The following is a 21,629-nucleotide window of genomic DNA, read 5'->3' as shown; positions in this document are numbered from 1 at the left end:
GGCTCAACCCCGCGGTTTGATCGCCAGCAGGGCAAGCGAGGCGGCCACCCGGGCCGGATCGGCGCCCTGTTGCAGCGCCTGGCGCAGGCAGGCCTGGTCCTGCGCGCCCAGCGCGGCGTGTTGCTGCAGCCCGGCGGCCGGGTCACGCGCGGGCGCCTGCAGCAGGGCCGACGGTTCGGCAAAGCGCTCGAACCACGGCAACAGGATGGTCGTCACGTAGCGCGCCAGGTCGGCATGGCATCGCGCCTCGCCGTCTCCGGAGGCCACGTTGAAGCGCAGGTGGAAGCGTGCATCACGCAGCACCAGCAGCGCATCGCGGGTGTCCGGACCGTTCAGGGCCAGCGCGGGGAAGTCGCTGTCCAGCACCCGGATGCCGGCCTGGAGCTGGATCTCGACCGTGTTGCGGATGCGTGCGCGGCCCGCGCCGTCGCGCTGTACGAAGACGAACGCGGCGGTATCGGCACGGCGCTGCACCCAGAGCGTCTTGCGGGTGCGCTCGAAGCCGGCGGGCGCCAGCAGCGCATCCACGCCGGCGTGGGCGCGTGCCAGCGCCGCGTTGACGTCGCCAAGGGAAGCCAGTTCGGGCATGCGGTTGCGTCCTTGCGGTTGCCGGCGCTCAGGCGGGCGGCCGGTAGTGGCCGATGATGGGGTGGGCGAACAGCAGGTCTTCTTCCTGCGTGCCGCGGGCGATGTTGTGCAGGATCAGCGGGGTGCCGTCGCCGCGCCGGCGGTCGGAGACGATGCCCACGTGCAGCAGGCCGCTGCCGGTGAGTTTCCAGGCCACGATATCGCCGGCGGCGAAGTCGGCCGGGTGCGCGGAGGCCGGTTGCTGCCAGCCCTGCCGCTCGAACCAGCGCATCAGGTTGGGGACGCGACGATGGTCGATGTTGCGGTCCGGCCGCGACAGGCCCCATAGCGCCGGGTAGGCATTGAAATGCCCACGCATGTCTTCGTGGATGCGCTGTTGCAGGTCCAGGCCCTGGCTGCGCAGGGCGCGCACGATCACGTCGGTGCACACGCCGCGGTCGAGCGCGACATCACCCCCGGGGTAGGCCAGCACGGTATACGCCGGGTCGTAGCGCAGGGTCTGCCCGACCTGGCTGCGCGCGGCGGCCACCAACGGGGGCGAGGGAAGGGCGGCGGCGCGCGTGACCGGGAGTGCCGCAGCGGGGCCGGTGGCCACCGCCGGGTCCGGCGCGCGTTGGCAGGCGATGCCCATGCTGGCCACAAGCGCCACGAGCAGCCAGCGCGCCGTCGCCGTCATGCGGGCGTGGGGGTGCTTCCGCCGTTGTCGCCGGCCGGCTCGGGGGCACGGCGCGGCTGCGGGTTGCGCGGTCCACGGTCGCGGCGCTGGCCTTGGCCCTGGCGCGGCGGCCGGGCGCTGCCCTCGCCCTCGGTGGCGGGGCGTCGCGCCGGCGGGCGCGGCGGCGTGACCGGCCGGGGCACGTCACGGCCGGGCACCTGCACCACGCGCAGTTCCTCGGTATCCAGCTGCAGCGCGGTCAGCTTGCCGCCCCAGACCGCGCCGGTGTCGATCGCGTGCACGCCCTGGGTGATGGTCAGCCCCAACGCGGACCAGTGGCCGCACACGATCTTCAGGTCGCGCTCGGCGCGGCCGGGCACTTCGAACCACGGGTACAGCCCCTGTTCCTGGGTGCCCGGTGTGCCCTTGTCCTCGATGCCGATCCGGCCACGCGGGGTGCAGTAACGCATGCGCGTGAACAGGTTGATGATCGCGCGCGAGCGGTCGTAGCCGGACAGCCCCGGCGACCAGCTTGGCTTGTCGCCGTACATGTTGCGGAACAGCTTGCGATAGCCGCTGCCGTGCAACTGCACCTCCACCTCGCGCGCATGCTTCTCGGCGAGCTGGGTGGTCCACTTGGGCGCCAGGCCGGCGTGGATCATCATCCAGCCCAGGTCGCGGTCGATATGCAGCAGCTTCTGCAGGCGCAGCCACTCCAGCAGCTCGTCGCGGTCCTCGGCCTGCACGATGCGCAGCAGGTCCGGGTTGACCTTGCGCTGCTCTTCCTCGGTGCGCGCACCGACGGCCAGCAGGCTCAGGTCGTGGTTGCCCAGCACCACCACGCTGCTCTCGCGCAACGAATGGACCAGGCGCAGGGTTTCCAGGGACTGGCCACCGCGGTTGACCAGGTCGCCGCAGAACCACAGCGTGTCCGCCGCCGGGTCGAAGCGGATTTTTTCCAGCAACCGCTGGGTGACGTCGTAGCAGCCCTGCAGGTCGCCGATGGCCCAGACACTCATGCGCGCGCCTCCATCAGTGCAGTGTGCGTGGAACGGTCAACACGAACGGCGCGATCGGTGCGGCGAACTCGGTGCCATCGTCGGCCACCATGTCGTAGTGCCCCTGCATCGTGCCGTGTTCGGTTTCCAGCATGACACCGGAGGTGTAACGGAAGTCTTCACCCGGGCGCAGTCGCGGCTGCTCGCCGATCACCCCGTCACCGTCCACATGTTCCGTGCGTCCATTGGCATCGGTGATGCGCCAGTGGCGCGCCACCAGGCGTGCAGCGACACGGCCGCCATTGTGGATGCGGATCGTGTAGGCGAACGCATAGCGCCCGTCCTCCGGCGTGGACTGGTCGTCGAGGAAACGCGGAGCGACCTCGACCGAGATCGCGTAGTGTGCAGCGTCGTTCATGCAGGCAGTTTAGAGAATGTCGTGCAGTTTGAGGTGAGCGCGCCCATCGATGACGCGCCCACGGCTGGGAATTCAGGCAGTTCTGCGTGCCAGCGGCCGGTCAAGGCCGCGTGGCGCGGCGTTCATCCCTGCGCCGGCGCATCGCCGTCGAGGCGGGGCACGTTGGCCAGTGCGATGAACTGCGCCACCTCCAACTGCTCGGCGCGCGCATCGCTGCGCACGCCGGCGGCCTCGAACTGCTCGGGCGTGCACACCCCGTTCAAGGCATTGCGCAGGGTCTTGCGGCGCTGGCCGAAGGCGGCCCGGACCACGTCGGCGAAACGCCTGCGGTCCACGATGCCGACCGTGGCCGGGTCGCGCGGGATCAACCGCACCACGGCCGAATCGACCTTCGGCGGCGGCCGGAAGGCGCCCGGCGGCACCACGAACAGCGCGGTGACCTTGCAGAACGCCTGCAGCATCACGCTCAGTCGGCCATAGACCTTGCTGCCCGGATCGGCGGCCATGCGGTCGACGACTTCCTTCTGCAGCATGAAGTGCATGTCGGTGATCACCGAGGCGTGGTCCAGCGCGTGGAACAGGATCGGCGAGGAGATGTTGTAGGGCAGGTTGCCGACCAGCCGGATCCGGCCGCCGGCGGCGAGTTCGGTGAAGTCCACCTGCAGCACGTCGCGGTGGATGATGGTCATCTCGCCCAGCGGCTCGGCGGCGGCGGCCAGCGGGCCGACCAGGTCGCGGTCGAACTCGATCACGGTCAGGCGCGGATGGCGGCGCAGCAGCGGCAGGGTGATGGCACCCTGGCCCGGGCCGATCTCGACCAGGCGGTCGTCGTCCTTCGGGTTGACCGCCAGCACGATCCTGTCGATATAGGTGCGGTCGGCCAGGAAGTGCTGGCCGAGCTGCTTTTTGGCCGGTCCGGTGAACCCGGCGGCGGAAGAAGAATACGGTGAAGTCATGGCACCAGTGTACGTTGCCGCGCCAGCCGGGCACACAGGCCGGTGGCAGCGAAGAGGCTGGACGGGTCGGCGACGCCGCGGCCGGCCAGGTCCAGCGCGGTGCCATGGTCGACCGCCACGCGCGGGTAGGGCAGGCCCAGGGTGATGTTGACCGCCTGCTCGAACCCGCTGTACTTGAGCACCGGCAGGCCCTGGTCGTGGTACATGGCCAGCACCGCGTCAACGCCGGCCAGCCTGGCCGGCAGGAAGGCGGTATCGGCCGGCAGCGGCCCGACCAGGTCCATGCCTTGCCCGCGCAGGCGGTCCAGCAGCGGAATGATCAGGTCCAGTTCTTCGCGGCCCAGGTGGCCGTCTTCGCCGGCATGGGGATTGAGCCCGAGCACGGCGATGCGTGGGGCGGCGATGCCGAACTGGCGCTGCATGGCGCTGTGCACGGTCCCCAGGGTGTGCGCCAGGCCCTCGGCGGTGATCGCGTCGGCGACGGCGCGCAACGGCAGGTGGGTGGTGGCCAGGGCCACCCGCACGATGTCGTTGGCCAGCATCATCACCACCGCCACCCCGGCTTGGTCGGCCAGCAGTTCGGTGGTGCCGCTGTAGGCGATCCCGCCCTGGTTGATGACGGCCTTGTGCACCGGCCCGGTCACCACCCCGTCCAGCTCGCCGGACAGGCAGGCCTGGCCGGCCTGCAACAGCGCGCCGATCACGGCGCCGGCGTTGGCCGGGTCCGCTTCGCCGAACCGGGAGGGGCGGGCATTGGGCACCGCGCGCAATCGCAGATCGCCCGGCTGGCGGGCGATGGCATCTTCAGGCAGGAGCTGCAGGGGCAGCGACAGCGCCGCGGCGGCGGCGTGCAGGGTATCGGGGTCGGCGAAAGCGAGCAGCCGGCAATCGGTGCGCGGCTGCTGGGCCAGGCGGACGCAGAGTTCAGGGCCGATCCCGGCGGGCTCGCCCGGTACCAGAGCGAGCTGCGGGATCATCGGCCAGACCTCAGGACTGCGGCGGCGGGGTGGTGGAGGTAGCGCCGTCGGCGTTGTCGGCGCCGGTGCGCAGATTCACATAGGCTTCGCCGCGCAGTTCCTGCAGGAAGCGGTTGTACTCTTCTTCCAGCTTGCGACGACCGATGGTCTCGCGGATCTGGGCGCGCTGGTTGTCGGTGGTGGCATCGGTCTGGCGCGTGGCAACGCGCTGCACGATGTGCCAGCCGGCATCGGTGCGGAACGGCTGGCTGACGCCGCCGTCGGCCACGCCGCTGACCTGCTTGCCGAAGTCCGGACCGAACGCGTCGGCCGGGAACCAGCCCAGATCGCCGCCCTGGCCCTTGCTGTTGGTGTCCTCGGAGGATTCCTTGGCCACTTCCTGGAAGTCGGCGCCGCCGGCGATGCGGGCACGCAGGGTGTCGATCTTGGCCTTGGCCGCGGCGTTGTCCTGCTGGTCGGTGACGCGCACCAGGATATGGCGGCCGTGGTACTCGGTGATGCTCTGGCCACCGGCGGCGGCGCTGGCATCGCGCACTTCCACCAGCTTGAGCAGCTGGAAGCCACTCGGGCCACGGATCGGGCCGACCACGTCGCCGGCCTTCATCTTGGTCATCATCTGCGCGAACGCGTTGGGGATTTCATCCAGCGAACGCCAGCCCAGGTCGCCGCCTTCCAGCGCGTTGGGGCTGTCGGAGTAGCGCACCGCGGCAGCGTTGAAGTCCAGCTCGTTCTTGTCCAGCAGTGCCTTGACGCCATCGGCCTTCTTCTGGCCGGTGCTGATCTGGTCAGCGGTGGCGCCTTCGGGCAGGGCGATCAGGATGTGCGCCAGGTGGTACTGGTTGCCCACGGTGGCCTGCTGCTTCAGCGCGGCATCCACTTCGCCCTCGCTGACGCTGATGCGGCTCTGCGCGAAGCTCTGGCGCAGGCGCTGCACGGTGATTTCATCGCGCACCGAGGCACGGAAATCGTTGAAATCGATGCCGTCGCGCGCCAGCCGCTGGCGCAGGGCGTCCAGGTTGGACCCGTTCTGCTGGGCGATCGTGTTCAGGGCCTGGTTGAGCTCCTGGTCACCGACCTTGATCCCGCTGCTCTCGGCGCGGGCCACCTGCAGCTTGACCAGCACCAGGCGCTCGAGCACCTGGCGGCTGAGTACCTCATCCGGCGGCAGCTGGTTCTCGCGGCCGGCGTACTGCGCCTTGATGTTCTGGATCGCGCGGTCCAGTTCGCTCTGCAGCACGACGTCCTCATCGACGATGGCGGCAATGCGATCCAGCGGCTGGCTCTGCTGCGCCAGCACCTGCAGCGGTGCGGAGACGGTGGACACCGCCAGCAGGGAAGCGAGTAGAACGGGAAGGGTCTTGGTCATGGGATCAGGTTCGGATCGTAGTCGTCGCGGTCAGCCCCGGTATTGCTGGGCGGCACGAGATAGAGGTCGTCTCGGTAGTAGCCGAGAATAGCACGGCGCAAGGTGCGGTCCGTGTTCTGGCCGATGGAGCTCAGGCCCTTGAGCACGAACTCGATCTGGAAGGAATTGTTCAGGTCTCCCTCGCGGTTGCGCACGTAGCGGCGGGCAATCGCGCGGACGGCCAGGCAGCAGCTGTCCCACTGCACGCCACCGATGATTTCCAGCGGCTTCTTGTCTTCGATGGAGTAGTAGTAGCGCCCCACCAGGCTCCAGCGCGGGCTCAGCGGGTACAGGAAGGACAGGTCGGCCTGCTTGAGCAGGTCGGTCCCATCGGGGTTGAGGCGGTGGCGGTAGGTGATGTTGACGATGCCGTCGTTGGACATCAGGTAGCGCGCACGCACGCTGGCCAGGTCCTCGCGCTTGTACTTGGGGTCCCACTGGTAGGTGGCGCCCAGGTTCCAGCGGTCGTTGATGGCGTAATTGGCATCGGCGATCCAGGCCGACTTGCCCTGTTCCACCGGCGACTGCGCGTTGTTGATGGTCACCCGCGAGTCGTCGAAGTACAGGATCTGGCCGATGCTGCCCGAGAAACGCTCCTTGCCGGTGGTCTGGTCGATGAAGCGGGTGCTCAGCGCCATGGTCAGCTGGTTGGCATCGTTCTGGCGGTCCGCGCCGGTATAGCGCGAATCGCGGAACAGCTGGCCCCAGCTGAAGGTGAAGTCGCGGGTATCGAAGATCGGCAGGTCGCTCTGGTCGCGATAGGGCGTGCGCAGGTAGAACAGGCGCGGCTCCAGCGTATGCAGGAACGACTTGCCGCCGATGGTGGTTTCGCGGTCGAAGAACATGCCCGCGTCCAGGCTGGCGATCGGCATGCTGCGGCTGGGCGAGGTGTTGCCGCGCAGCTGCTCCGGGGTGGCGTTGGCGATTTCCTCGGCAGTCATGTTCTGCAGGCGGATCTGGTCAGCCAGCCCACGGTCCAGTTCATAGCCGGTGTAGCGGTAGGCCAGGGTCGGGGTGACATACCAGGCCGCGCCACTGAAGGGCATGGACACATACGGTTTGATGTCCAGTCGCGAGCCACCGAACATCTCGGTGCGGGTCCCGTCGCGCACGTACTCGCCGTCGGCATCGACGATCTTGCCGTTGATGTCCTTGTGGGTGAAGCGCACGGCCTCGGCGTACACGCCGGTTTCCAGCCACGGCAGGACCGGCTTGTCCCAGGTGAAGAAGGCGCGCGGCTGGCGCGCGTAGGGCAGCGCGGCTTCGGTCAGGGTGTAGTCGGTCAGCTGCCAGTAGTCGGCCATCAGGCCGCCGGTCCAGTTTTCCCCGGTGCCGTAGATGCCCACCTGGCTCTGCAGGTTGGACGCGGTCACCCCGAGCAGGCGGTTGGCGAAGTCTTCGGTGTAGCGCTCGTCACTGACCCAGGCCAGGTTGGCGCGGGCCTGCCAGTGCGAATTGAGGTTGTGGTAGCCGCCGAACTCGAACTGGCCACGATCGCGATCGCGCAGCTTGTCGTTGGGCAGGTAGCTGGTTTCCAGCTCGCCGCGGCCACCGTCGTACAGATAGCGGAACTCGTTGGTCAACATCAGGCCGCGCTTGCTCATGTAGCGCGGGGTCAGGGTGTCGTCGTAGTTCGGCGCCAGGTTGAAGTAGATCGGCTGGGCATAGTCGAAGCCGTTGCGGCCGGACAGGCCGATCTGCGGGTAGAGCAGGCCGGTCTGGCGACGGTCGTCGATCGGGAACTTGAAGTACGGCGCCCACAGCACCGGCACGTTGCCGATCCGCAGCACCGCGTTGCGCGCGGTACCGAAGCCTTCGTCGTTGTCCACTTCGATCTGCGGCGCGGTCAGCTTCCAGACCGGCTGGGACGGGTCGCAGGTGGTGTAGGTGGAGCGGTGCATCTGCCCCACCGCGCCCTGCAGGTCGACCGATTCGGCCACGCCGTTGCCGCGGCGGGACACCAGCTGGTACTGGATGTCGCTGATCTTGTGGGTGTCCGCGTCCTGGTTGCCTTCGGCGCGCTTGGCCACCATCCGGATCGAGGAGTCCTGGTAGCGGACATTGCCCTCGGCGATGTAGTTGCCGCTCTCGGTGTCGAAGCTCAGGTGGTCGGTGCCCAGGAACTGGTCGCCGCGTTTGATCGCGACATTGCCCTGGTACTGCGGCACCGTGGTGGTGCCGAACAGCTGGTCCCCCTCGATGTCGGTGTCCTGCTGGTCGCGGGTGGCGGCAGCAGCCTTGTCGGCTTTGGGCGCATCGTCAAAGACTGGCAGGACGTCGGTGGCTGGGCACAGGCCCCAGTTCACCGGTTTGTCGTCGGCCAGGGCCGGCAGGCAGATGGCGATGCTCAGGGGGAGAGGCAGCAGGCGGAGGGCTCGGCGCACGCGGTAGTCGGATTCGGGCGAAAACGGATCGTAGCTTGCCCCATCCCTTGCATAGGGGCAATGAAGGCCTTGCCCGGGAAGAGGTTCAGGTTCATGCGCGGCCACCCACCGCGCCGTGGCTCAGCGCAGTTGGCCGACGTGGGCCACCGCGCATTCGGCCAGCGCCTGCAGGTCGTAACCGCCCTCCAGCATCGACACCACCCGGCCGCCGCCATGCCGGCGCACGAGGCCCCGCAGCTCGGCGGTGATCCAGGCGAAATCCTCGGTCTCCAGCATCAGGTCGGCCTGCGGATCGCGCAGATGTGCGTCGAACCCAGCCGAGATCAGCAGCAGCTGCGGGCGGAAGTCGTCGATGGCCGGCAGCATCTCGTCGGCCCAGGTGTTGCGGAAGCGGAAGCCGCCACTGCCGGGCGGCAGCAGGATGTTCATCAGGTTGCCCGCGCCGCGGTCGCGGCGCAGGCCCGAGTTCGGGAACAGCCCGGCCTGGTGGGTGCTGTAGTACGCCACGCCGGGGTCGGCCATGAAGATGTCCTGGGTGCCGTTGCCGTGGTGCACGTCGAAATCGACGATGGCAATGCGCTCCAGGCCATAGCGGTCGCGCGCATAGGCGGCGGCCACGGCGATGTTGTTGAACAGGCAGAAGCCCATCGCGGTGCTGGCCGTGGCGTGGTGGCCGGGCGGTCGCACCGCGCAGAACGCCACCGGGTCGTCACCGAGCATCACCGCATCCACGGCGGCCACGCCCGCGCCGGCGGCATGCAGGGCGGCACTGGCCGAGCCGGGCGAGGTCAGGGTGTCCATGTCGATCAGGCGCAGCGCATCGGTCTGCGGCTTGAGCACCAGGTCGATCAGTTCGCTGTCGTGGACCCGGGCCAGCTCGCCGAGCTTGGCCGCCGGCGCCTGGCGCCAGTCCAGCAGGTCGGGGAAGGCGGCCTGCAGCGCATCGAGCACCACCTGCAGGCGCTGCGGGGATTCAGGGTGGCCACGGCCGGGATCGTGTTGCAGACAGGCAGGGTGGGTGAAAACCAGCATGCGGGCAGGGGTTCCGGTGGGGTGGCAGGGCCGCTCAGGCGTGGCGGCGTTCGTGCCGCCACAGCACCTCGCCGTGGCCATCGGCCCGGGCCAGGACGCGGGCCAGCACGAACAGCAGGTCCGAGAGCCGGTTGAGGTAACCGATCGCCTCGGCGCGGACCGGCTCCAGCCGCGCCAGCGTCACCGTCTCGCGCTCGGCGCGGCGGACGATGGTGCGGGCCAGGTGGCAGCGGGCGGCCGCCTCGCCGCCGGCGGGCAGGATGAACTCCTTGAGCACCGGTAGATCGGCGTTGTACTGGTCCAGTTGGCGTTCCAGAGCCGTCACGTCGGCGGCCTGGATGGCGGCATGGCCGGGAATGCAGAGCTCGCCGCCGAGGTCGAACAGCTGGTGCTGCACGGTGGTGAGCAGGGCGCGCACGTCCTCGGGCAGGGTGACCGCCAGCAGCACGCCAAGCGCCGAGTTGGCCTCGTCCACGGTGCCGTACGCGTTGACCCGGGCCGCATCCTTGGGCACACGGCTGCCATCGCCCAGGCCGGTGCTGCCGTCATCGCCGGTGCGGGTATAGATGCGCGAAAGCCGGTTGCCCATGGCCGTGCGGACTCAGTGCAGTGCGTCGTGGCGGGCCTGCAGCAACTTGCCCACCTGCTCGGTGGCCAGTTGCATCGCCGCGGCCAGGCCGACATATATCGCCGCGGTACGCAGATAGGGCACGAACCAGTCACTGTAGTTCTTCAGCCAGCCGGCGACGCTCGGCTCGGCGACGCTGTCGCTGCTCCAGTAGAAGCCGCCCTGCGCGAACAGGTGGCACACCGCCACCGCCGCGACCAGCAGCACGCCCTTGCCCAGGGTGCCCCAGTTCGCGCCGTGATAGCCCTGGCCCAGCAGCATGCCGCCGGCCCACAGCGAGAAATACGCCGGCAGCAGCATCCAGGTGCCGGGCGAGACACAGTAATGCTGCAGGTACTGCTGCCCGCTGCTGCGGATCACCAGCACGTCGACCACGATCGCCAGCACCATCAGCAGCGGAAACGCCCAGCGGGTCCAGCTGCGCAGGTAGAAGCCGCCGATGAAGAACACGGCCCAGGACGCATCCGGGATCGCCATGAAATGGTTGACGCGGGTCGCAGCCATCAGCAGCGCGAGCACGGACAGGACGAAGGCGCGGTGGGCGGTGGTGGTCATGGTTGCCACGGGAAGGGGTTCAGCGTTCATTCTAGCGCCTGCTGCGGCAGGCCGCCGCACCCGCCCGCCACGGCCAACCGCTTATCATGGGCGGCATGAGTGAACGACATGATGTAGTGATCGTGGGCGGCGGGTTGGTCGGGGCCAGCCTGGCCATCGCGCTGGACCGCGCCGGGCGCGACGTCGGGCTGGTGGAAGCCACCCCGGCGGGCACGCTGCCGGCGGTGTTCGACCAGCGCAACCTCAGCTTCGCCGCGGCCACGGTCAACGCACTGACCGCCTTGGGCGTGATGCAGCTGCTGGCCACGGCCCCCGGTGCGATCCACCGCATCCATGTCAGCCGCGCCGGCGATTTCGGCCGCGTGCAGATGGACGCCGCGCAGTACCAGCGGCCGTGGTTCGGCCAGGTGGTGGTGGCGCGCGACTTCGGCAACGCGCTGGAAACCCGCCTGCAGGCGCTGGCCGGGCTGACCCGCTACCGTCCGGCGCGGTTCGTGCGCCTGGGCGATACGATCGACGGCTACCGCCAGGTGGTCATCGCCGATGAACACGGCGAGCGTTGCCTGCTGGCGCGCCTGGTGGTGGGCGCCGACGGCACCCGCAGCGGCGTGCGCGATGCGCTGGGCATCGCGGTGGACGAGCACGACTTCCTGCAGACCCTGTTCGTGGCCCGCGTGCGCAGTGCGCGCGCGCCGGATGGCACCGCCTACGAGCGTTTCACCGATACCGGCCCGACGGCGCTGCTGCCGCGTGGCGACCGCCACTATGGCGTGGTCCATGGCGTGGCCCGCGACGAGGCCGATGCGGTGCAGGCGCTGGACGAGACGGCATGGCTGCAGCGCCTGCAGGACGCGATCGGCTGGCGTGCCGGGCGTTTGCTGGACAGCGGGCCGCGCAGTGCCTATCCGCTGGTGCAGGTGCTCGCCCAGGCGCTGGTCGGCGAGCGCGCGGTGCTGCTCGGCAATGCCGCGCAGACCATCCACCCCCTGGGTGCACAAGGCTTCAACCTGGGCCTGCGCGATGCGCTGACCCTGGCCGAGCTGGTGGCCGCCGCGCAGGACCCGGGCAGCGACGCGCTGCTGCAGGCCCACGTGGCGCGCCGCAGCGAAGACCGCGAGCAGACCATTGCCTTCTCCGGCGGCCTGGCCCGGCTGACCAGCAACCCGGCGCCGCTGATGCGGCCGCTGCGCAGCCTCGGCCTGCTGGCCGCGCAGGCCACGCCGATGCAATCGATACTGGTCGGCGGCGCGATGGGCTTCCGTGGGCAGGTGCCCGCGCTGTGCCGTGGAGCCGGCGCATGAGCCGGCGCGCGCGCGATGTGATCGTGGTCGGTGGCGGCGTGGTCGGTGCGGCCTGCGCGCTGGCACTGGCCGATGCGGGGCTGGATGTCACCCTCGTCGAGGGGCGCGAACCGACGCCGTGGCAACCCCAACAAGCCGACCTGCGCGTCTACGCATTCGCCCCGGACAACGCGCAGTTGCTGGCCGCGCTCGGGGTGTGGCCGGCGGTCACCGCCGCGCGGGCCTGCGCCTACCGGCGCATGCGCGTGTGGGATGCGGCAGGCGGGGAGGAGCTGCGCTTCGACGCCGATACCCTCGGCCGCGAGCAGTTGGGCTGGATCGTGGAGAACGACCTGCTGGTGGACCGGCTGTGGGCCGCGTTGCCGGCGGCCGGCGTGCACCTGTGCTGTCCGGCGCGGGTCGAGGCGCTGGAGCAGGACGCCGATGGCGTGCGCCTGCGCCTGGACGATGGCCGGCGGCTGGAGGCTGGGCTGGCGATCGCTGCCGATGGCGCCGAGTCCACCCTGCGCCAGTTGGCTGGCCTGGCCGTCACGCGCCAGGACTACGGCCAGCGTGGCGTGGTCGCCTACGTGGACAGCGAGAAAGACAACGAAGCCACGGCATGGCAGCGGTTCCTGGTGACCGGGCCGCTGGCGGTGCTGCCGATCGGGCCGCGCCGCAGCTCGATCGTGTGGACCCTGCCCGATGCCGAAGCCGAGCGCGTGCTGGCATTGGACGAGGCGGCCTTCGGTCGCGAGCTGACCCTCGCCTTTGCCGGTCGCCTGGGCGCGATGACCCTGGCATCCAGGCGCGCCGCATTTCCCCTGCGTCGGCAGCTGGCCAGCGGCTACGTGGCCGGCCGTGTGCTGGCGCTGGGCGATGCCGCCCACGTGGTGCACCCGTTGGCCGGGCAGGGGGTCAACCTCGGCCTGCGCGATGTCGCTGCGCTACGGACGATGGTGCTGGCCGCGCAGCAGCGCCGGCAGGACTGGATGTCGCCGCATCGGCTGCAGCGCTGGGCCCGCGAGCGCCGCAGCGAAAACACCGTGGCTGCGTACAGCTTCGATGCGATCAACACGGTCTTCTCCAACGACGAGATGCACCTGACCCTGGCCCGCGGCCGCGTGCTGGGCTGCGCGGGCAAGCTGCCTCCGCTGGTATCGATGTTCTGGAAGCGCGCCGCCGGGGTGTAGTGCCGGGCGGTGCCCGGCGCCTTCAATCCACCAGCCAACCGGCCAGGTCGGCCCGATCCAGCCTGCCGCGCCGCTTCACGTCGAGCGCGGTGAACTCATCGGCCAGCGCCGGGTTGGCCTGGGCCTCGGCGCGGCTGATGACGCCATCGCCGTCCACGTCCAGCGCACTGAACGCAAACCGGTAGTGCCCGACCACGCTTACCGGCTGCACCGAGCGCACCGTCACCTGCGCTTCGCCCGCGGCGGCGGGCAGGGTCACCTGGTCGGTGACGCGGCCTTCCGACAGCGCCTGCGTGCGCACGCTGGCCGGAACCTCGCGGAGCGGTTCGCTGATCGCTGGCGAGGGCGTGTGAACCTGTGCCGTGGCGAAGACCGGTAGCAGGCACAGCAGCAGGACCGGGGCAGGGCGACGTCGCATGGACACTCCGTTCTTTGACGTGGGGGGAGCGCCGGGCATGGCCCGGCGCTGCCGGTGTGGTGCGTGGATCAGCGCAGCGGCGAGGCCAGCACCGTGATTTCTTCGCGGTCGTGGTACAGCTGCTTGGCACGCAGCACCAGCGGCTTGCCGGCCTGTTCCTGGAACAGGTCCAGGCACAGGCGGGTTTCGTCCCAGCGCTTCTTCATCGGCAATTTGAGATTGAAGATCGCATGCTTGCACCAGCCCTCGCGGAACCAGGTGGCCATGCGCTCGGCCACGCGACGCGGCTGTTCGACCATGTCGCAGACCATCCAGTCCAGCGGCGTCTCCGGCTGCCAATGGAAGCCATCGGCACGCAGGTGCTCGACCAGTCCCGTCTCCAGCACGTGCTCGCGCAGCGGGCCGTTGTCCACGCTGATCACCCGCAGGTGCTGGCGGGTCAACACCCAGGTCCAGCCGCCGGGGGCGGCGCCAAGGTCGGCCGCGCGCATGCCCGGCTTGACCAGCAGTTCGCGCTCGTCCGGGGTCAGCAGGGTCAGCAGGGCCTCATCCAGCTTCAATGCCGAGCGCGATGGCGCGTCGGGCAGCAGCTTCAGGCGCGGAATGCCCAGGGCCCAGGGCGCGCTGTCGCGGGTATCGGCCACGCAGACGAAGGCGTGGCGGCCACCGACGAACACGATGTGCAGGCGCGGCAGCGCGGTGTTGGGCTTGTCGGTGAGCAGCCCGGCCTTGCGCAGCGCCGGGCGCAGCGCATTGCCGAACGCGCGGGCCAGGCCGGCCAGTGGCTTGCCTTCGTCCGAATCGGGGTGCTCCACCCACATGTCACCGAAGCGTTGCTGGCCCTGCAGCGCGGCGACGATCGGGGTGATCCGGTCGGCCGCATCCAGCTGCGGCAGTTCGGCCAGTACCACCATCTTCTGGCGGGCGAAGATCAACGAACGCCACGGCAGCGCCTTGGACAGCGCGGCGCCTTCCTCCGTGGCGAACAGCACGTAGCCATCGTTGCGCTGGGTGCGTGCGTAACCGGCGATGCCGGCATAGGCGGCACGCTCGGTCAGCTCACCGGCCAGTTCCGGCTCGAAGCCCTGGCGGCAGAGACATAGCAGGCCGGTCATGCGCGTGCGCCCGAGGCGCGGCGGTCAGTAATGCGCACCGTTGGTCTCCCCGTAACGGCGCAGCACCGCGCGCGCTGCATCGCGCTCGATGTCGCGCACGACCTCGATGCCGCGCGCGTTGAGTTCACCGATCCAGTCGGTCGGCAGCGGGCCTTCGTCGAACGGCGTGAGTTCTTCCACGTCCTGTGCACTGGCCCCGATCAGCAGGCGGTCGATGCCGGCCCAGATGGTGGCGCCATAGCACTGGCAGCAGGGCTGGGAGGACGTGGCCAGGGTGATCGGGCTCAGCACATCGTTCAGGCGCGGGGTCTGCAGGCGCTGCTGGGCCAGCATGTAGGCCATGTTTTCGGCATGCGCCAGCGACGTGGTGTGCGGGACCACGCGGTTGACGCCGGCGGCGATGATGCGGTCGTCCGGGCCGAACACCACCGCGCCGAACGGGCCGCCGGTCTGCGCCTCGACATTCAGGCGCGACAGCTCGATCGCCAGCGCGACCTTGTCGGCATCACCGGGATAGGCACGGCCGAGGTCGACATGGTCGTGGATCCAGGCGGGCAGGGTGAGATGGACTTGCGCGTACAGCATCGGGGCGTAAACCTCTTCAAAAAGGGTACAGGCCGCACGTCCACGCAAGGCGTGGACGCTGTTGCCGGCCTGGTGAAACCCGGCCGGCTTACGCCGACCAGGTATCGCGCAGGGTCACGCTGCGGTTGAACACCGGCGTGGCGGCGGTGTGGTCGCGGCGGTCGGCGACGAAATAGCCGGTGCGTTCGAACTGGAACGACTGCTCCGGTGCCGCGCTGGCCGCGGCCGGCTCGACATAGCCGGTGACGGTGCGGCGCGACGCGGGGTTGAGGTAATCGCGGTAGGTCTTGCCCTCGGACTCATCATCCGGGTTGGGCACCGAGAACAGGCGGTCATACAGGCGGATCTCGGCCGGCACCGCATGCACCGCACTCACCCAGTGGATGGTGCCCTTGACCTTGCGGTTGGCGCCTTCCATGCCCGGGCGCGATTCCGGGTCCAGCCAGCCGTGCAGCGCGATGATGGTGCCATCGGCGTCCTTGACCACCTCGTCGCAGCGGATGATGCCGGCGCCGCGCAGGCGCACTTCGCCGCCCGGGACCAGGCGCTTCCAGCCCTTCGGCGGGACCTCGGCGAAGTCCTCGCGTTCGATCCACAGTTCACGGGCGAACGGCACCTCGCGGGTCCCGAACGCCTCGTCCTTGGGATGGTTGGAGAACGTCAGCGTTTCTTCGTGGCCCTCGGGCAGATTGGTCAGTACCAGCTTGATCGGATCGACCACCGCCATGCGGCGCGCGGCGGCACTGTCAAGGTCCTCGCGCAGGGCGCCTTCGAGCACGCTGAAATCGATCAGCGAGTTCTGCTTGCTGATGCCCACGCGTTCGGCAAACAGGCGCATCGCCGCCGGGGTGTAGCCGCGCCGACGCAGGCCCTGCAGGGTCGGCATGCGCGGATCTTCCCAGCCATCCACCAGCTGCTCGGTGACCAGCGCCATCAGCTTGCGCTTGCTCATCACCGTGTAGTTGATGTTCAACCGCGAGAATTCGATCTGGCGCGGCTTGGCCGCTTCGCGCGGCAGGCCGCGCTCGACCAGCGGGGCGGTCAGCGCGTCGTCGTGGGCGAAATCGACGTTGTCCACGCACCAGTCGTACAGCGGGCGATGGTCCTCGAACTCCAGCGTGCACAGCGAGTGGGTGATGCCTTCCAGCGAATCGCCCAGGGCATGGGCGAAGTCGTACATCGGGTAGATCGGCCACGCATTGCCGGTGTTCTGGTGCTCGACGTGCTTGATCCGGTACAGCGCCGGGTCGCGCAGGTTGATGTTGCCGCTGGCCATGTCGATCTTCGCGCGCACGGTGCGCGCACCGTCGGGGAACTCGCCGGCGCGCATGCGCGCGAACAGGTCCAGGTTTTCTTCCACGCTGCGATCGCGGTACGGCGACGGGCGGCCCGGCTCGGTCAGGGTGCCGCGGTAGGCGCGCACTTCCTCGGCCGACAGGTCGCACACGTAGGCCTTGCCATCGGCGATCAGCTTCTGCGCCGCCAGATAGTAGGCATCGAAGTAATCCGAGGCGTGGCGCAGCTCGTTCCATTCAAAGCCCAGCCAGCGCACGTCGTCCTGGATCGCGGCGACGTACTCGGGGTCTTCCTTGGCCGGGTTGGTGTCGTCGAAGCGCAGGTTGCACACCCCGCCGAACTCCCCGGCGATGCCGAAGTTCAGGCAGATCGACTTGGCATGGCCGATGTGCAGGTAGCCGTTGGGCTCGGGCGGGAAGCGCGTCTTGATCGCGGCATGCTTGCCGGCGGCCAGGTCCTCGCGGACGATCTGACGGATGAAGTCCCGTTTTTCCTGGGTTTCCGGAAGGGCGTCGGTGGGGGCGGCGGTAGGCTCGGACATGATGCGCGGTCGCAGTCTAAAAGGCAGAAAGACCAACAGTTTAGCCTGTCGGGGGCGCGTCATCGCATTCGCGCTGTCGCCCTGCGCGTTGCTGCGCGGATCGCGGGCCCGCCTCACCCCTAGACCCCCGAGCCTCCGGCGCCACCCCGGCGCTGCGGGGGCAGGGCGGTCGCTGGTCTTGCCGGTAGCGCCGGCGGTTGGCCGCCTCCAGGCACGGTGCGATGTCCGTGCGGCCGGCCTACCCCCGGCCCCGGCGGGGCGGGCCTCCGGGTCGGTACCCCTTCAGCCCCCGGGCGTATGCTGGGCCGACGCCTTCCCGGAGCCCGCCCATGCACGTGATTTACCAGGCCGACAACCTGTTCGACGCCCATCTGGTCAAGCATGCGCTGGAGGATGCCGGGATCCCGGCGTTCGTGTTCGGCGAGTCGCTGCTGGGCGGGATGGGCGAGCTGCCGCTGTTCGGGGTGTTGCGGGTCTGCGTGCCGGACCTGGCCCGGCCAGACGCCGAGGGCATCGTCGCCGGGCTGGACTTGGGCGGGGGCACCGACGACCCCATATTCGACGGAGATGAAAGCGCCGGCCTGTTGCCGGCCTAGGAGACTGCCATGTTGGGAATCGCCAAGGGCTTGTTGGGCATCGGCGCCTTCAAGCAACGCCTGCCACGCCCCGACGAGGCGCTGCCGGGCCGCGCGCACGCGCTGCCGCTGCATAACCAGCACTACGTCAACAGCCACCCGCTCAAGGACGGCTTCGCCGGCCTGCAGCGCATCCGCTTCGCCATGGGCTGCTTCTGGGGCGCCGAACGCAAGTTCTGGACCCTCCCGGGCGTCTACACCACCTCCGTCGGCTACGCCGGTGGCGTCACCCCGAACCCCACCTACGAAGAAGTCTGCTCGGGCCTGACCGGGCATACCGAGATCGTCGAGGTGGTGTTCGACCCGGCGGTCGTCTCCCTGGCCACGCTCCTGCAGGTGTTCTGGGAAAACCACGACCCCACCCAGGGCATGCGCCAGGGCAACGACACCGGCACCCAGTACCGCTCGGCCATCCACGCCACCAGCCAGGCCCAGTTCGATGCCGCCATCGCCAGCCGCGACGCCTACCAGCAGCGCCTGACCGACGCCGGCCACGGGACCATCACCACCGACATCGCCTTCCCGGCCCCCGAGTACTACTACGCCGAGGATTACCACCAGCAGTACCTGGCCAAAAACCCCAACGGCTACTGCGGCATCGGCGGCACCGGCGTCAGCTGCCCGATCGGCGTGGATGCCTGAACCGGCGGTGGGGGAGCGCCGAGCCACGCTCGGCTGCTTCCCCACCCACGCACCCCTGCCGACCCATCGGCCGGGCTGCGCCCGGCCAGCCGAGCATGGCTCGGCTCTACCGGTTACCCATGGCCCCAGGCGGTTTAGCCACACGCCCCGGTCAGGCGGTTAGCCAAACGTCCCAGCCGAGCGGTTCACCCAGACGCGCGGCTGTCATGCACGCTGACGGGGAGGTGTCGGCCGCTGTGCCCAAGGTCTCGATGCGCGCATGCAGATGGGGGCCCGCGTCCCCGCGCCCCAGCCAGGCGGTTTACCCAAGCGCTCCCAGCCAGGCGGTTTACCCACGCGCCCCCAGCCCGGCGGTTTACCCAAACGTTCCAGCCAGGCGGTTTACCCAAACGTCCCGATCAGGCGGTTGACGCCCCATGCAAGCGGCCCACCCAAACGCCCTGGCAGTCCCGCTTTCCCAAACGCCCCGGCCAACTGTCGAGGGGGCGGTGTGGGGGGGATGGCGGGACCGTCATGCGCCATGGATGGCGCATGCGAGCCTCCACGGACGGATTCACGGCGTGTCCCGCCATCCCCCCCACGCCGACCCCAACAAGTCGACAGTGAGCGGTTGCGGTTGCGGTTGCCGTCGCCGTTGAAGTCGCCGTTGAAGTAGCAGTTGAAGTCGCCGTTGAAGTCGCAGTCGCAGTCAAACGTGCAGCGGCCCGAAAAAACAAAAAGCCCCGCAATGCGGGGCTTCTTACTGTCCAGACCACGCGAACCGCTTACAGCCGCTCGCGAATCGTCTGGCGCAGTGCTTCCAGATCCTTGGCGAACGCATCGATCCCCGTCGCCAGCTTCTCCGTTGCCATCGCATCGGCCGCCAGATCGCTGGCGAAACGCTCGGCATCGATCGGCGTCACCGCCACCTCTTCAGCCGCACCGGCCACCAGCTTGCGCGGCAGCTCGCCGTGGTCGGCATCCAGCTTCTCCAGCAGGTCCGGCGAAATGGTCAGCCGATCGCAACCGGCCAGCGCCTCGATCTGCGCGGTGGAGCGGAACGATGCGCCCATCACCACCGTCGGCGAACCGCGACGCTTGAACTCCGCATAGACCCCGCGCACGAACACCACGCCCGGATCCGCATCGATATCGGCCGGCGCCTGCCCATGGGCCACGTACCAGTCCAGGATCCGCCCCACGAACGGCGAAATCAGGAACGCCCCCGCCTCACTGCAGGCCAGCGCCTGCGTCGGATTGAAGATCAACGTCAGATTGCAGTCGATACCCTCCGCCTGCAGCACCCGCGCCGCCTCCACGCCTTCCCACGTCGCCGCGATCTTGATCAGCACCTTGCTGCGCGGCACGCCGGCTGCCTCGTACATTGCGATGAACTGGCGCGCCTTGGCCACCGTCGCCGCCGTATCGTGCGCCTGGTCCGCATCCACCTCCGTCGACACCCGGCCCGGCACCAGCGTGCTCAGCAGCGTGCCCACGCCCACCGTCAGCCGATCGGCCACCGCGTGCACGATCGTCTCGCGCTCGCCGGACTGCTCGCGGCCCCACGCAAGTTCCTTCTCGATCAGGTCCGCATACACCGGCAGGTCCAACGCCTTCTTCACCAGGGTCGGATTGGTCGTGCAGTCGACCGGCTTCAGGCGCTTGATCGCCTCGTAATCGCCGGTATCGGCCACCACGACGGAAAGGTCGCGCAACTGGGTGAGCTTGGACGGAGAAACGGTGTTCATTGCGACTCCTGGTACGAAACGGGGAGCCTGCCCGGTGGCAGGCGGGAATCAGGGGTGGGGCTGGTTGTGGACGGCCGTCACGCGAAGGCGCAGCTTGCGGCCACCCGGTGCATCCCAATCCATGGTCTGGCCAACGGCCAGGCCCAGCAGCGCGGTGCCCACCGGCGCAAGGATCGACACCTTGCCCTGCTCGACATCGGCTTCGCGCGGGTAGACCAGCGTCAGCACGTGCTTCTCGTTCTGCAGCTCATCTTCGCATTCCACCCGCGAATGCATCATGACGATGCCGTCGGGCATCTCGTCCGGCGCCACCACGGTGGCCCGATTCAGTTCCTTGGCCAGTGCCTGCGCCGCGGGGGTCTGGCTGACCGCCGGGGCGTCGAGCATGGCGTCCAGCCGATCCATGTCGTGGCTGGAAACGATGATGGACGGGGGCAGCCCGCTGGAAGTGGACATGTAAAGCTCCTTGCGATTGATGATGGCCCATGCAAAAGGCGGCACCTGCTGGCGCCGCCTGGGTTCTATTGTGCTGCCTATCGAAGGCGGATGCGACCCGGGCCGCATCGCGCACGATGCGGCCGGTTCAGTGTCTACACCGACGGGGCGATCAGGCGGCGCCGCGCGCCGCGTGGCCGACGTCCGAATCGCTGTTTTCCAGCGCGAACAGCCCTTCCGGAAGGCGCTTGAACTGCTGCGCCAACTGCTGCAGGAAACCGGTCATCGCCGAACTGCGCCGCCATGCCATCGCGATGCGTCGGCTGGGGCGGTCATCGCCCTGGAAATCGAGCAGGCGGATGTTCTCCGAACGCGGCACCGGCGGCTTCACCGACAGGGTCGGCAGCAGGGTGATGCCCACGTCCGCGGCCACCATCTGGCGCAGCGTTTCCAGGCTGGTGGCACGGAATTCGGACTTCTCATTGGCACCGAACAGCCGGCACACCGCCAGCGCCTGGTCACGCAGGCAGTGGCCATCCTCGAGCAGCAGCAGCTTCTGGGCGGACAGCTCCTGCACGTCCAGATGATGGCGCCTGGCCAGCGGATGCTGCCCCGAGACGGCCAGCAGGAACGGCTCCTCGAACAGGAACTCGGCGTGCAGCTGGTCGTCTTCGAGCGGCAGGGCCAGCAGTGCCGCATCCAGCTTGCCCTCGCGCAGGCGCGCGAGCAGCTCGTCGCTCTTCTCCTCCACCAGCAACAGCTCCAGCTGCGGGAAGCGCTCGCGGATGTTGGGGATCACATGCGGCAACAGGTACGGCCCCAGCGTGGGGAAGATCCCCAGCCGCACCGTCCCGGCTTCCGGGTCGCGACTGCGTCGGGCAGCTTCTTTCATCTGCTCGACTTCAGCCACGATCGTGCGCGCACGCGCCGCCGCCTCGACCCCGGCCGGGGTCAGCATCACTTTGCGTGGCGCGCGCTCGACCAGGGGCAGGCCAAGCTCGTCCTCCAGCTTGCGGATCTGGGTGGACAGCGTGGGCTGGCTGACGAAGCATGCGGCCGCAGCGCGGCCGAAGTGCCGGTGGTCGGCCAGCGCCACCAGATATTTCAGATCACGTAGGTTCATTTCCTTGGACCTCTACACGGTAATGGACCGGGTGACGGCGTGG

At 69.1% G+C, this 21,629-nt stretch carries 22 protein-coding genes; 4 read left to right on the top strand and 18 right to left on the bottom strand.

Features of this window, described 5'->3' with window-relative positions; translation table 11 throughout:
- Window positions 1–3 precede the first annotated feature (3 nt).
- The 11 genes from M2421_RS17475 to M2421_RS17425 all read right to left on the bottom strand — a co-directional run bounded on the left by M2421_RS17475 (window position 4) and on the right by M2421_RS17425 (window position 10,596).
- Window positions 4–588, bottom strand: a complete 585-nt coding sequence (locus tag M2421_RS17475; RefSeq protein ID WP_259209118.1) for a hypothetical protein — start codon at window positions 586–588, stop codon at window positions 4–6.
- A gap of 28 nt (window positions 589–616) precedes the next feature.
- Window positions 617–1,264 (bottom strand): DUF1287 domain-containing protein, encoded by a 648-nt coding sequence (locus M2421_RS17470; RefSeq protein ID WP_259209116.1) that lies wholly within the window; start codon window positions 1,262–1,264, stop codon window positions 617–619.
- Window positions 1,261–2,262, bottom strand: a complete 1,002-nt coding sequence (locus M2421_RS17465) for a symmetrical bis(5'-nucleosyl)-tetraphosphatase (protein WP_259209114.1) — start codon at window positions 2,260–2,262, stop codon at window positions 1,261–1,263. Before M2421_RS17465 ends, M2421_RS17470 begins: the two co-directional genes overlap by 4 nt.
- A 13-nt stretch (window positions 2,263–2,275) precedes the next feature.
- On the bottom strand, window positions 2,276–2,659 hold the full coding sequence (gene apaG / locus M2421_RS17460; protein WP_259209111.1) for a Co2+/Mg2+ efflux protein ApaG: 384 nt from the start codon (window positions 2,657–2,659) through the stop codon (window positions 2,276–2,278).
- A gap of 122 nt (window positions 2,660–2,781) precedes the next feature.
- Window positions 2,782–3,615, bottom strand: coding sequence for a 16S rRNA (adenine(1518)-N(6)/adenine(1519)-N(6))-dimethyltransferase RsmA (gene rsmA, locus M2421_RS17455; RefSeq protein WP_259209108.1), 834 nt, complete (start codon window positions 3,613–3,615; stop codon window positions 2,782–2,784).
- Window positions 3,612–4,592, bottom strand: coding sequence for a 4-hydroxythreonine-4-phosphate dehydrogenase PdxA (gene pdxA / locus M2421_RS17450; RefSeq protein WP_259209106.1), 981 nt, complete (start codon window positions 4,590–4,592; stop codon window positions 3,612–3,614). The genes rsmA and pdxA overlap by 4 nt, the downstream gene beginning before the upstream one ends.
- 10 nt (window positions 4,593–4,602) lie before the next feature.
- Window positions 4,603–5,958 carry a peptidylprolyl isomerase gene (locus M2421_RS17445; protein WP_259209104.1) on the bottom strand — a complete coding sequence of 452 codons (1,356 nt, stop codon included), beginning with the start codon at window positions 5,956–5,958 and terminating at the stop codon, window positions 4,603–4,605.
- Window positions 5,955–8,381 (bottom strand): LPS-assembly protein LptD, encoded by a 2,427-nt coding sequence (lptD, locus tag M2421_RS17440; RefSeq protein ID WP_259209101.1) that lies wholly within the window; start codon window positions 8,379–8,381, stop codon window positions 5,955–5,957. Before lptD ends, M2421_RS17445 begins: the two co-directional genes overlap by 4 nt.
- A gap of 120 nt (window positions 8,382–8,501) precedes the next feature.
- Window positions 8,502–9,413 (bottom strand): histone deacetylase family protein, encoded by a 912-nt coding sequence (locus M2421_RS17435; protein ID WP_259209100.1) that lies wholly within the window; start codon window positions 9,411–9,413, stop codon window positions 8,502–8,504.
- 34 nt (window positions 9,414–9,447) lie between these two features.
- The gene (locus M2421_RS17430) at window positions 9,448–10,002 is read right to left on the bottom strand and encodes a cob(I)yrinic acid a,c-diamide adenosyltransferase (protein ID WP_259209097.1); all 555 of its coding nucleotides are present in this window, start codon (window positions 10,000–10,002) and stop codon (window positions 9,448–9,450) included.
- Between the two features lie 12 nt (window positions 10,003–10,014).
- On the bottom strand, window positions 10,015–10,596 hold the full coding sequence (locus M2421_RS17425; protein ID WP_259209095.1) for a hypothetical protein: 582 nt from the start codon (window positions 10,594–10,596) through the stop codon (window positions 10,015–10,017).
- Window positions 10,597–10,691: 95 nt separating this feature from the next.
- Between M2421_RS17425 and ubiH the strand changes: the two genes are divergently transcribed.
- Window positions 10,692–11,897 (top strand): 2-octaprenyl-6-methoxyphenyl hydroxylase, encoded by a 1,206-nt coding sequence (gene ubiH / locus M2421_RS17420; RefSeq protein WP_259209094.1) that lies wholly within the window; start codon window positions 10,692–10,694, stop codon window positions 11,895–11,897.
- Window positions 11,894–13,069 carry a UbiH/UbiF family hydroxylase gene (locus tag M2421_RS17415; RefSeq protein WP_259209092.1) on the top strand — a complete coding sequence of 392 codons (1,176 nt, stop codon included), beginning with the start codon at window positions 11,894–11,896 and terminating at the stop codon, window positions 13,067–13,069. Before ubiH ends, M2421_RS17415 begins: the two co-directional genes overlap by 4 nt.
- 22 nt (window positions 13,070–13,091) lie before the next feature.
- Here M2421_RS17415 and M2421_RS17410 read toward each other — a convergent pair whose 3' ends face one another.
- The 4 genes from M2421_RS17410 to M2421_RS17395 all read right to left on the bottom strand — a co-directional run bounded on the left by M2421_RS17410 (window position 13,092) and on the right by M2421_RS17395 (window position 17,024).
- A complete protein-coding gene (locus M2421_RS17410) occupies window positions 13,092–13,487 on the bottom strand; it encodes an EF-hand domain-containing protein (protein WP_259209090.1) in 396 nt (131 codons plus the stop codon).
- Window positions 13,488–13,555: 68 nt separating this feature from the next.
- Window positions 13,556–14,602, bottom strand: coding sequence for a 23S rRNA (cytidine(2498)-2'-O)-methyltransferase RlmM (gene rlmM / locus M2421_RS17405; protein ID WP_259209087.1), 1,047 nt, complete (start codon window positions 14,600–14,602; stop codon window positions 13,556–13,558).
- Window positions 14,603–14,626: 24 nt separating this feature from the next.
- Window positions 14,627–15,187, bottom strand: coding sequence for a nucleoside deaminase (locus tag M2421_RS17400; RefSeq protein ID WP_259209086.1), 561 nt, complete (start codon window positions 15,185–15,187; stop codon window positions 14,627–14,629).
- An 88-nt stretch (window positions 15,188–15,275) separates the two neighbouring features.
- The gene (locus M2421_RS17395; RefSeq protein ID WP_259209084.1) at window positions 15,276–17,024 is read right to left on the bottom strand and encodes a glutamine--tRNA ligase/YqeY domain fusion protein; all 1,749 of its coding nucleotides are present in this window, start codon (window positions 17,022–17,024) and stop codon (window positions 15,276–15,278) included.
- A 329-nt stretch (window positions 17,025–17,353) separates the two neighbouring features.
- Here M2421_RS17395 and M2421_RS17390 point away from each other — a divergent pair, with 329 nt between their 5' ends.
- Both M2421_RS17390 and msrA read left to right on the top strand, forming a co-directional pair.
- Window positions 17,354–17,620, top strand: a complete 267-nt coding sequence (locus tag M2421_RS17390) for a DUF2007 domain-containing protein (protein WP_259209082.1) — start codon at window positions 17,354–17,356, stop codon at window positions 17,618–17,620.
- 30 nt (window positions 17,621–17,650) lie between these two features.
- Complete coding sequence (msrA, locus tag M2421_RS17385; RefSeq protein WP_259209307.1) at window positions 17,651–18,301, top strand: peptide-methionine (S)-S-oxide reductase MsrA; 651 nt, start codon at window positions 17,651–17,653, stop codon at window positions 18,299–18,301.
- Between the two features lie 764 nt (window positions 18,302–19,065).
- On the opposite strand, the gene M2421_RS17380 is transcribed toward msrA, so the two are convergent.
- The 3 genes from M2421_RS17380 to oxyR form a co-directional block, all read right to left on the bottom strand.
- Window positions 19,066–20,028 (bottom strand): transaldolase, encoded by a 963-nt coding sequence (locus M2421_RS17380; RefSeq protein ID WP_259209079.1) that lies wholly within the window; start codon window positions 20,026–20,028, stop codon window positions 19,066–19,068.
- A 48-nt stretch (window positions 20,029–20,076) separates the two neighbouring features.
- A complete protein-coding gene (gene rnk / locus M2421_RS17375) occupies window positions 20,077–20,484 on the bottom strand; it encodes a nucleoside diphosphate kinase regulator (RefSeq protein WP_259209077.1) in 408 nt (135 codons plus the stop codon).
- Window positions 20,485–20,635: 151 nt separating this feature from the next.
- Window positions 20,636–21,586, bottom strand: a complete 951-nt coding sequence (oxyR, locus tag M2421_RS17370; RefSeq protein WP_259209076.1) for a DNA-binding transcriptional regulator OxyR — start codon at window positions 21,584–21,586, stop codon at window positions 20,636–20,638.
- Window positions 21,587–21,629: the final 43 nt, after the last annotated feature.

The organism is Stenotrophomonas sp. BIGb0135, from assembly GCF_024810105.1.
GTDB lineage: Bacteria > Pseudomonadota > Gammaproteobacteria > Xanthomonadales > Xanthomonadaceae > Stenotrophomonas > Stenotrophomonas maltophilia_AB.
Note: the sequence above shows the minus strand (reverse complement) of the source record. Positions and strands in the feature narration are given on the sequence as shown.

Coding starts and splice junctions, on each gene's coding strand:
- M2421_RS17415 (WP_259209092.1), top strand. CDS start 11,894: ATGAGCCGGCGCGCGCGCGATGTGATCGTGGTCGGTGGCGGCGTGGTC.
- M2421_RS17465 (WP_259209114.1), bottom strand. CDS start 2,262: ATGAGTGTCTGGGCCATCGGCGACCTGCAGGGCTGCTACGACGTCACC.
- M2421_RS17400 (WP_259209086.1), bottom strand. CDS start 15,187: ATGCTGTACGCGCAAGTCCATCTCACCCTGCCCGCCTGGATCCACGAC.
- M2421_RS17425 (WP_259209095.1), bottom strand. CDS start 10,596: ATGACCACCACCGCCCACCGCGCCTTCGTCCTGTCCGTGCTCGCGCTG.
- M2421_RS17430 (WP_259209097.1), bottom strand. CDS start 10,002: ATGGGCAACCGGCTTTCGCGCATCTATACCCGCACCGGCGATGACGGC.
- pdxA (WP_259209106.1), bottom strand. CDS start 4,592: ATGATCCCGCAGCTCGCTCTGGTACCGGGCGAGCCCGCCGGGATCGGC.
- M2421_RS17390 (WP_259209082.1), top strand. CDS start 17,354: ATGCACGTGATTTACCAGGCCGACAACCTGTTCGACGCCCATCTGGTC.
- M2421_RS17435 (WP_259209100.1), bottom strand. CDS start 9,413: ATGCTGGTTTTCACCCACCCTGCCTGTCTGCAACACGATCCCGGCCGT.
- M2421_RS17380 (WP_259209079.1), bottom strand. CDS start 20,028: ATGAACACCGTTTCTCCGTCCAAGCTCACCCAGTTGCGCGACCTTTCC.
- rnk (WP_259209077.1), bottom strand. CDS start 20,484: ATGTCCACTTCCAGCGGGCTGCCCCCGTCCATCATCGTTTCCAGCCAC.
- ubiH (WP_259209094.1), top strand. CDS start 10,692: ATGAGTGAACGACATGATGTAGTGATCGTGGGCGGCGGGTTGGTCGGG.
- M2421_RS17445 (WP_259209104.1), bottom strand. CDS start 5,958: ATGACCAAGACCCTTCCCGTTCTACTCGCTTCCCTGCTGGCGGTGTCC.
- oxyR (WP_259209076.1), bottom strand. CDS start 21,586: ATGAACCTACGTGATCTGAAATATCTGGTGGCGCTGGCCGACCACCGG.
- rlmM (WP_259209087.1), bottom strand. CDS start 14,602: ATGACCGGCCTGCTATGTCTCTGCCGCCAGGGCTTCGAGCCGGAACTG.
- apaG (WP_259209111.1), bottom strand. CDS start 2,659: ATGAACGACGCTGCACACTACGCGATCTCGGTCGAGGTCGCTCCGCGT.
- M2421_RS17395 (WP_259209084.1), bottom strand. CDS start 17,024: ATGTCCGAGCCTACCGCCGCCCCCACCGACGCCCTTCCGGAAACCCAG.
- M2421_RS17475 (WP_259209118.1), bottom strand. CDS start 588: ATGCCCGAACTGGCTTCCCTTGGCGACGTCAACGCGGCGCTGGCACGC.
- rsmA (WP_259209108.1), bottom strand. CDS start 3,615: ATGACTTCACCGTATTCTTCTTCCGCCGCCGGGTTCACCGGACCGGCC.
- M2421_RS17470 (WP_259209116.1), bottom strand. CDS start 1,264: ATGACGGCGACGGCGCGCTGGCTGCTCGTGGCGCTTGTGGCCAGCATG.
- M2421_RS17410 (WP_259209090.1), bottom strand. CDS start 13,487: ATGCGACGTCGCCCTGCCCCGGTCCTGCTGCTGTGCCTGCTACCGGTC.